Annotated in this window: 5 protein-coding genes and 3 pseudogenes; 2 read left to right on the top strand and 6 right to left on the bottom strand. The window is 62.4% G+C overall.

Annotated features, from left to right (window positions below):
• The 3 genes and pseudogenes from N554_RS0129725 to N554_RS43230 all read right to left on the bottom strand — a co-directional run.
• Nucleotides 1-216, bottom strand: a pseudogene (locus N554_RS0129725) (IS110 family transposase); the annotation flags it as partial.
• Nucleotides 217-669: 453 nt separating this feature from the next.
• Nucleotides 670-1,140, bottom strand: coding sequence for a cache domain-containing protein (locus N554_RS0129715; RefSeq protein ID WP_029586779.1), 471 nt, complete (start codon nt 1,138-1,140; stop codon nt 670-672).
• A gap of 337 nt (nt 1,141-1,477) precedes the next feature.
• Nucleotides 1,478-1,678 (bottom strand): annotated as a pseudogene (locus N554_RS43230) (hypothetical protein); the annotation flags it as partial.
• Nucleotides 1,679-1,797: 119 nt separating this feature from the next.
• Here N554_RS43230 and N554_RS0129710 point away from each other — a divergent pair.
• Nucleotides 1,798-5,124, top strand: a complete 3,327-nt coding sequence (locus tag N554_RS0129710) for an ATP-binding protein (RefSeq protein ID WP_029586778.1) — start codon at nt 1,798-1,800, stop codon at nt 5,122-5,124.
• Between the two features lie 234 nt (nt 5,125-5,358).
• Here the strand turns inward: N554_RS0129710 and N554_RS0129705 are convergent, their stop codons facing one another.
• Complete coding sequence (locus N554_RS0129705) at nt 5,359-5,547, bottom strand: hypothetical protein (RefSeq protein ID WP_029586777.1); 189 nt, start codon at nt 5,545-5,547, stop codon at nt 5,359-5,361.
• 293 nt (nt 5,548-5,840) lie between these two features.
• Between N554_RS0129705 and N554_RS0129700 the strand changes: the two genes are divergently transcribed.
• Nucleotides 5,841-6,038 carry a hypothetical protein gene (locus N554_RS0129700; RefSeq protein WP_029586776.1) on the top strand — a complete coding sequence of 66 codons (198 nt, stop codon included), beginning with the start codon at nt 5,841-5,843 and terminating at the stop codon, nt 6,036-6,038.
• A gap of 74 nt (nt 6,039-6,112) precedes the next feature.
• Here the strand turns inward: N554_RS0129700 and N554_RS0129695 are convergent, their stop codons facing one another.
• Both N554_RS0129695 and N554_RS39100 read right to left on the bottom strand, forming a co-directional pair.
• Nucleotides 6,113-6,613 carry a DUF421 domain-containing protein gene (locus N554_RS0129695; RefSeq protein ID WP_029586775.1) on the bottom strand — a complete coding sequence of 167 codons (501 nt, stop codon included), beginning with the start codon at nt 6,611-6,613 and terminating at the stop codon, nt 6,113-6,115.
• A 94-nt stretch (nt 6,614-6,707) separates the two neighbouring features.
• Nucleotides 6,708-7,179 (bottom strand): annotated as a pseudogene (locus tag N554_RS39100) (PQQ-binding-like beta-propeller repeat protein); the annotation flags it as partial.

The raw sequence follows: 7,179 nt of genomic DNA, 5'->3' as shown, positions 1-7,179 counted from the left end.
CAACCCGGCTTCGGCCAGAGCACTGAACAGCCATTGCGACAGCGGTCCGGCTTCTAGTCCAATTCGCTTGAAGCGGTAGGCCTGGTTCCCTAGAACCTTCAGCAGCGCCTCAGGCTCGCTCGGTACCCTCACTTCCCGCACGATTCTGCCCGTGTCATCCACAATGCAGATGCTGGTCTGCTTGACCGATACATCCAATCCAGCAAAATGGTCCATGCTGCGCTTCTCCTTCTGATGCTTGAGGCCGTCACCACGGACCTCGTTTCACCATCAGCCTGAAGCGCAGCACCCAAAATCTTCAACTATCCACAAGCTGGGGCCGGCCGATTACCCCATCTTCTAGGGGTAACCCGGAAGACATTTGTTCACACTGAATTCTTCTCAGTTTGACCTAAACGGGCTCTGGGCGTCGGTCAGCGAGCAGCGGGTTGTGAAGGGCTCGGGTTCTGCTGACGGATCCCTGCCAATTCGATATCCTGCAATCCGGCCTTGCCTGCGGAAGAGCGAATGCTGCCCAATCAATCGAACGGCGCGATTTCATCACGCTGCACGGCAGCGCGGCGGCGGCGTCGATAAACATCGTCGCTGAGCCGAAGACGAGCAGGGTCATTTGTCACGAGAGGGCGACATGGGTTGCCGCCCCGTAAGTGTCGCCGGCTTGTGGACGGGCTACTTGTAGTATCCGACGCCGCAGCCGAGTTCGCCGACCCTGGTTACGAAGCTCACCTTCGGTACCGGCTTTGCGTCGGCGCCTGGCCTTACAAACATGTAGCTAACTTCGGTGATTTGACCTTCGGGTGTCTGCGCCGCAGCATAGAGTTCCTGACCGTATACGTTGCCGGTTGCATCCTTCAGGGTTCTAATGTCCGTGCCAGCTAGAACGGAAGGCGGACTCGCGAGGGCCTTCCCGTCCCCGCTTCTGAAACAGAACGGATAAAGGTCGCGATCCCTAAATCCGCCCTCTCCCTTGAGAAACATCGCCAGCGCCACCGGCTGGTCCGCCTTTACGGCGACGACTGCCTTGTCGAGCATGGCCCTGGCCTCCTGGGGCGTGCCGAACTGACCTTGCTGCGCGAAAGTAGCGGCTGAGAATGTGAGGGCTGCGCCCGACACTGCGCTAATTATGAGTGTACGAAGCATCGACTTCCTCCCTGGTTGGCTCGCGCGGCGTTAAGCGCCGCTGCTACACCTGCGAAACGTAGGTTTTAATTTTTGAAGCATTATTGTAGCTGCCGATACCACCTGCGCTGCCCGTTGCAACGAGCGGGTTTCGGTGCGCCGTCGTGTTGAGGGCGGCTCTCGGACAATCTCGTATTCTAACAGGATGCCTCGGCAGAGGTTCCGGCTTGTCTCGCAAGCGGTATGCGCCCCTTGGTTTCTCTGTTCCAATTGAGGGTAGGCCTGACATCCGAGGCAAGTTGGTTAGAGGCGAGCTGGCAACGAGGCGCTTCTTAGATGCTCTTTCCGGCTCGCAAATCAGCAGTGCAGCCTGGTCGACGGACCCGGCCATGCGATCCGAAGCCGGTCCGATGCCGGGCAACAGATGAAGGATTCTGAAGCCGCCGACGCGGTCGCGCGGATTCTGGACGAAGCGCAGCAGCGCCACCATGTCCGTGACGTGCGCCGCATCGAGGAATCTGAGCCCGCCGAACTTCACGAAGGGAATGCTGCGGCGGGTAGCCGACCTTTAATAGTGGAGAGTCTGCTGCGACCGGCAAGTGCAGGCAAGACATTCCCGCGTAGCCTCCCGTTCTCTGCTAGACTTCGCTGCGGGGCTGGCTGGCGGAGCGTCGCGGAATGGACGTCGCGCAGTGGCTTCAAGGTCTCGGCCTTCCCGATTACGCGGCGCTGTTCCGCGAGCAGGCCATCGATGCCGACGTGCTGCCGTCGCTCACCGACGCCGACTTCGAGAAGCTTGGTCTGCCCCTCGGACACCGAAAAAAACTGCTAAGGGCAATCGCTGCGCTGGAGACTGCGCCGTCGTCCACCGCCTCAATCCCGCGGCCGTCCCACGCGGAACGCCGCCAGCTCACGGTGATGTTCGTCGACCTTGTCGGCTCGACGTCCCTTTCCACGCGGCTCGATCCTGAGGACATGCGGGAGACGCTGACTGCCTACCAGAATGCAGTCGCGGGCGAGATCGCACGCTTCGAGGGACACGTTGCCAAGTTCATGGGCGACGGCGTGCTGGCCTACTTCGGCTGGCCGCGCGCGCACGAGGATGAGGCTGAGAGGGCGGTCACAGCCAGCCTCGCGATTGTCGAGGCCGTGGACCGTCTGCGGTCTCCGGACGGCCGTCCACTTGCCGCGCGGGTTGGGATCGCGACAGGCCTTGTGGTCGTAGGTGATCTCCTCGGTACTGGCGCGGCGCAGGAGGAAGCAGTCGTCGGCGACCCCCCCAACCTCGCCGCCCGCCTGCAGGCCGTGGCCGGGAGCGGCGAAGTCGTCGTCGCGGAGCAAACACGGCGCCTGATCGGCGGGCTGTTCGAGGTCGAGGACCTCGGACCATGCGAGCTGCGGGGCTTCGGAGAGCCGATCAACGCTTGGCGGATCGCCCGCACGGGCGCAGCAGAGAGCCGCTTCGAGGCACTCCACACAGCGGGCTTCAGCCCGCTCGTTGGGCGTGAGCAGGAACTGGGGCTTCTCGTCGAGCGCTGGCATCTCGCCAAGAGCGGCGAGGGCCAGGCGATGCTGCTCGCAGGGGAGGCCGGGATCGGCAAGTCGCGACTCGTCGAGGCGCTCCGAGAGCGGATCGCCGACGAGCCGCACACTCGGATCTCTCACCGTGCCTCGCCCTACCACGCCAATACCGTGCTCTGGCCATTCATCGACCAACTCGAGCGAGCGGCGGCGTTCGAACGTGACGACACGCCTCCGATGCGGCTCTCCAAGCTCGTGTCTTTGCTTGCCCAAGGGACCGACGATCTCACCGAAGCGGTCCCACTCATCGCGGCTCTCCTCGGCATACCGATGGACGGTCGATACCCGCCTCTCGACCTCTTGCCGCAGACCCAGAAGCGGAAGACACTGGAGGTGCTTCTCGCACAGCTCGAAGGCCTCGCCCAGCGACGGCCGGTTCTGTCAGTGCTTGAGGACGCGCACTGGTTCGATCCGACCTCAATCGAGCTCCTCGGGCTGATCCTGGAACGGGTCCAACACCTGCCGGTGCTCCTAATCATCACGTTCCGGCTGGAGGTGACGCCGCCCTGGCCGTCCTTCCCGCATGTGACGACCTTGGCGCTCAATCGCCTCGGACGCCGGGCAGCGGCGGCTCTTGTTGAGCAAACGTCAGGTGGGCGCCGCCTTCCTCCGGCACTGGTGGACGAGATTGTCGCGAAGACCGAAGGCGTTCCGCTCTTCATCGAAGAGCTCACCAAGACCGTGCTGGAGTCGGGCATGCTGCGCAACACGCCCGAGGGTCTCGCGCTGGTCGCATCGCGTGGCGCGCTTGCCATTCCGGCGAGTCTGCAGGACTCTCTCATGGCCCGGCTCGATCACTTGGCTTCGGCCAAGGATCTGGTCCAGGTCGGCGCCGCCATCGGCCGTGAGTTCAGCTACGAGCTTCTCGATGCAGTCGCTGCACGAGAACCGGCTGATCTCGACCAGGCGCTCGCCCGGCTCGTGAAGTCAGAGCTCGTCTTTCAGCGCGGCACGCCGCCCGAGGCGGTCTATGCGTTCAAGCATGCTCTGGTCCAGGACGTCGCCTACGCCTCGCTGCTTAAGAGCTGGCGGAGTGAGCTCCACGGCCGAATTGCCGCCGTCCTCGAGGCGCGGTTCGCCGATCTTGTCGCGCGTCAGCCCGAGCTCCTTGCGCACCATCTGACCGCAGCCGGGCTTGCCGATCGGGCGATCGACTTTTGGTTGCGGGCCGGACGGCTGGCGGTCGGCCGATCGGCGAACAGAGAGGCGATAAGTCATCTGACCACGGCCCTCGAAATGCTCGGGAACCGCCCGCCCACCGATGAGCGGTTGCGCTGCGAGCTTGAGGTGCAGATTGCACTGGGTCCCCCGCTGACAGCGACGAGGGGCTTTGCCGCTCCAGAGGTCGAGACGGCGCACGCCAGAGCCGAGCATCTGGCGCGACGGTACGGACACCGTCGCCACCTCGCCAGGGCATTGCGCGGCCTGTGCTACGTGCATCATGTACGCGGTCACATCCTGCGCACGGGCGAGATGTGCTCCGAGCTCGTCGACCTGGCCGAGCAAGGCGACGATCTCGTGATGCAGGCCGACGCGCACAATGCCTTGGCGTTCAATCTATTCCACCAGGGCGAGCACCGATCGGCGCGCGAGCACTTGGAGATCAGCAGTGCAAAGATCGTGCAGGCCGGCGATCCCGCCGATGCCTTGTCGCGCGGCGTCAACATTCACGTCTTCGGCCGTGCCTATAGGGCTCACGTCGACTGGCATCTTGGGTTTGCGGACACCGCGCTTCGGGCGGCGCAGGATGCGATCGATCTGGCCCATCGACTCGTCCACCCGTTCAGCCTGGCAGTGGCGCTCGCCTACGCGGCGATGCTGCACCAGTTCCGTCGCGAGCCGAGGGAAGTCCGCGCTCGTGCCAACGCGGCTCGCTCAATCTGCAACGAACACGGATTCAGCTATTATGACGCTTGGGCAGCGATCATGAACGGCTGGGCTGTCGCGGAGGAGGGCGACGTCGAAGATGGTATTGCGCGCGTTCGCGTCGGTGTGCGGGACCTGCGGGCCACCGGGGCTGAGCTGCGTTTGCCGCACTATTTGGGGATTCTTGCTGACCTTTACCGCCGAGCGCAACGGCTTGAGGACGCGATCGTCACTCTCGCCGAGGCCCGGGCTGTCGCCGGGCGCAATGAGGAGCACTGGGCCGACGCCAGTCTGCACCTGGTCGAGGGCGATCTCGCTCCGGCAATCCGCGACCACGCGGAGGCGGAACGCTGCCTCCGGCGCGCCATGGAGAGCGCGCAAGCCCAAAATGCCCGCGCACTTCTCCTACGAGGCAGTACAAGGCTCGCGCGGCTTCTGGCGGAGCGCGATCGACGAGCGGAAGCCTACGATGAACTGGCCAAGATCTACGGCTCGTTGACCGAGGGCTTCGAAACCGTCGATTCCCGCGAGGCCAGAGCGGTGCTCGATGGCATTTGACAGCAATTGGACAGTTCACGCCACGGTTGTGCCTACCGGAAATCGAACTCGGAAGTACTGATGAAGTCCGCCGAGGAATGGCTCGGCCCTAGCTTCCCTTAGTTGCAGAGCCATGGCGCATCGCCTTTCACATCCTTTCGTTGCAGCTTTGGCAGGCGAGGCTTTGGGCTTCCCGGATCAGCGCTTCGTCGACGCGCCGTGTTCTCATAAAACCTGTCCCTGATCCTACGTAAGCTAGGGCCGGGCTTGGTTTGTGGGAAGGGGCGTCGGCCGCTCGATTATCCTCGATGCCCGGGAAGGCTTGCCGGCCTTGACGTCGTACTTGCTTGCCAAATCCAACAGGCGCTTTTTGGTGAAGGGATCGGCTTTGTCGGCGAGCGCGCGGACACGCTGTGCCTGCTGTTTGTAGAAATCTTCATTCATACGCCACCCCAAAATCGGCTCGCGAGAAACTCCAATATAGTGCAGCCGTTGCCGTCTAGTTCGCTCACATTGGAGTCATGGTTAAGCAGCAAGGACCGGTGCCTTTTCGTGGTGAACAAGGATGCCGCCGCCGGGCTCGCTCGGCGAGGTCAGCTGGGATGCCGACCGGCGTCTATATCGTGGTGGACCGCGCCAAGGATATGTTTTTCGTGCTAATGGAGGACGCCCTTCGGGGCGAATGCACGTCCAGGTCACGCTGAAGAAGATATCATTTACGACGCGTTCGAGAAGTGATGCTGCGAAAACGCGATAGCGGCGGGCAGACTGTGATGGCGGCGGAACGCATCGTTCCGCTGGACCGCGCGCGCACCGTTATCACGTTATTGGTGGTGTCGCACCACTCTGTCGTCAATTACACCTATTTCGGCAATGGCGACAGGATTCGTTGCTCTCGCCGCATTCGTTTGGTCAGGGACACTCTTTGCAGCTGATGGGCTGGTGGTGGTGACACTTGCGCAGCCTCGCCAATAAGCGACTTCTCATATTCCGTCGGCGGCTGCATCTGTTATCGTCCAGCCGGGGCTTCACGCCTTAGTACGCTGAGCCGTCCGTCGCCTTCGAACTTTGCGAGCTTTACTTCCGCAATGTCCTCGACCTGCTGCTGCCGCAACTGGGATGCGAGCTCGTCTATCGATAGCATTTCCTTGCGCATTGCCTCTTCAACAATCCGTCCGTCTTTTACCAGGGTCAGAGACGGAGGTCTGAGGACAGGCCTTAGAGCCGGAAACTGGTAAGTCAGCCAATCGATAAAATACTCCCAGGCCACGATGGTCATCACCAGGACGAGGCCTTCGGTCACGGACTGATATTCCTTGCCGAGCCCGTTCTGCGCCGCGTCCGCGATCAACACAATCACCAGAAGATCCGCAGGCCCAAAATGCCCCGCCTGGCGCCGCGCCATGAAGCGCAGGATCACGAAGAGGCCGAGATACATGAGCGTGCCCCGGACGACGATCTCGGCGATACCGAGGCTGGGTAAGAAGACGCTGTTCCAATCGATCTGCATGACAAGGGGCCCTCCGCGCTTGGCGCAAACGGCTGGATGAAAGCGGGGTTCCCAGCCGAGCCTGAGTAGTCGACGGTATCAAGCCCTCGTCCTGGCCGGCGACGCCTCGATCGCCGCCCGCAGCTCGCGGCTGCCTTGGCTGCAGCCGGACGTCGCGGGGTGGCCCTACGTTTATACGGATGTCTGGAAGGGCATCGCCATACTGACCTTTCTTGTAATTCTGGACCTTGGTGTCCCAGAGAACCTTGCCGGTCCTGGCATCAAGTGCGACAAGATGATCGTCGGTCGTGGCGAGATAGAGCTTGTCCTGCCACAACCCGACGCCGCGGTTGGTCGGATGCAATTGAAAGAGGTCGTCAGGAAGCTGCCGCTTGTACCGCCAGTACTCATCGCCGGTCTTGGCGTCGAGGGCTATCACCTGTCCCATCGGGGTCGTGATGAACATCACGCCGTTCTTGACGATCGGAGGAGCTTCGTGGCCTTCGATGACGCCGGTGGAGAAGGTCCATACCGGCGTCAGGTCCTTGACATTCGAGGTGTTGATCTGGTCGAGGGGGCTGTAGCCT

This window comes from Bradyrhizobium sp. URHD0069 (assembly GCF_000701345.1).
GTDB lineage: Bacteria > Pseudomonadota > Alphaproteobacteria > Rhizobiales > Xanthobacteraceae > Bradyrhizobium.
Note: the sequence above shows the minus strand (reverse complement) of the source record. Positions and strands in the feature narration are given on the sequence as shown.

Bases quoted from the DNA above. Each gene is read 5' to 3' on its own strand.
- N554_RS0129715 (WP_029586779.1), bottom strand. From the start codon at position 1,140: ATGCTTCGTACACTCATAATTAGCGCAGTGTCGGGCGCAGCCCTCACA.
- N554_RS0129710 (WP_029586778.1), top strand. From the start codon at position 1,798: ATGGACGTCGCGCAGTGGCTTCAAGGTCTCGGCCTTCCCGATTACGCG.
- N554_RS0129705 (WP_029586777.1), bottom strand. From the start codon at position 5,547: ATGAATGAAGATTTCTACAAACAGCAGGCACAGCGTGTCCGCGCGCTC.
- N554_RS0129700 (WP_029586776.1), top strand. From the start codon at position 5,841: ATGCTGCGAAAACGCGATAGCGGCGGGCAGACTGTGATGGCGGCGGAA.
- N554_RS0129695 (WP_029586775.1), bottom strand. From the start codon at position 6,613: ATGCAGATCGATTGGAACAGCGTCTTCTTACCCAGCCTCGGTATCGCC.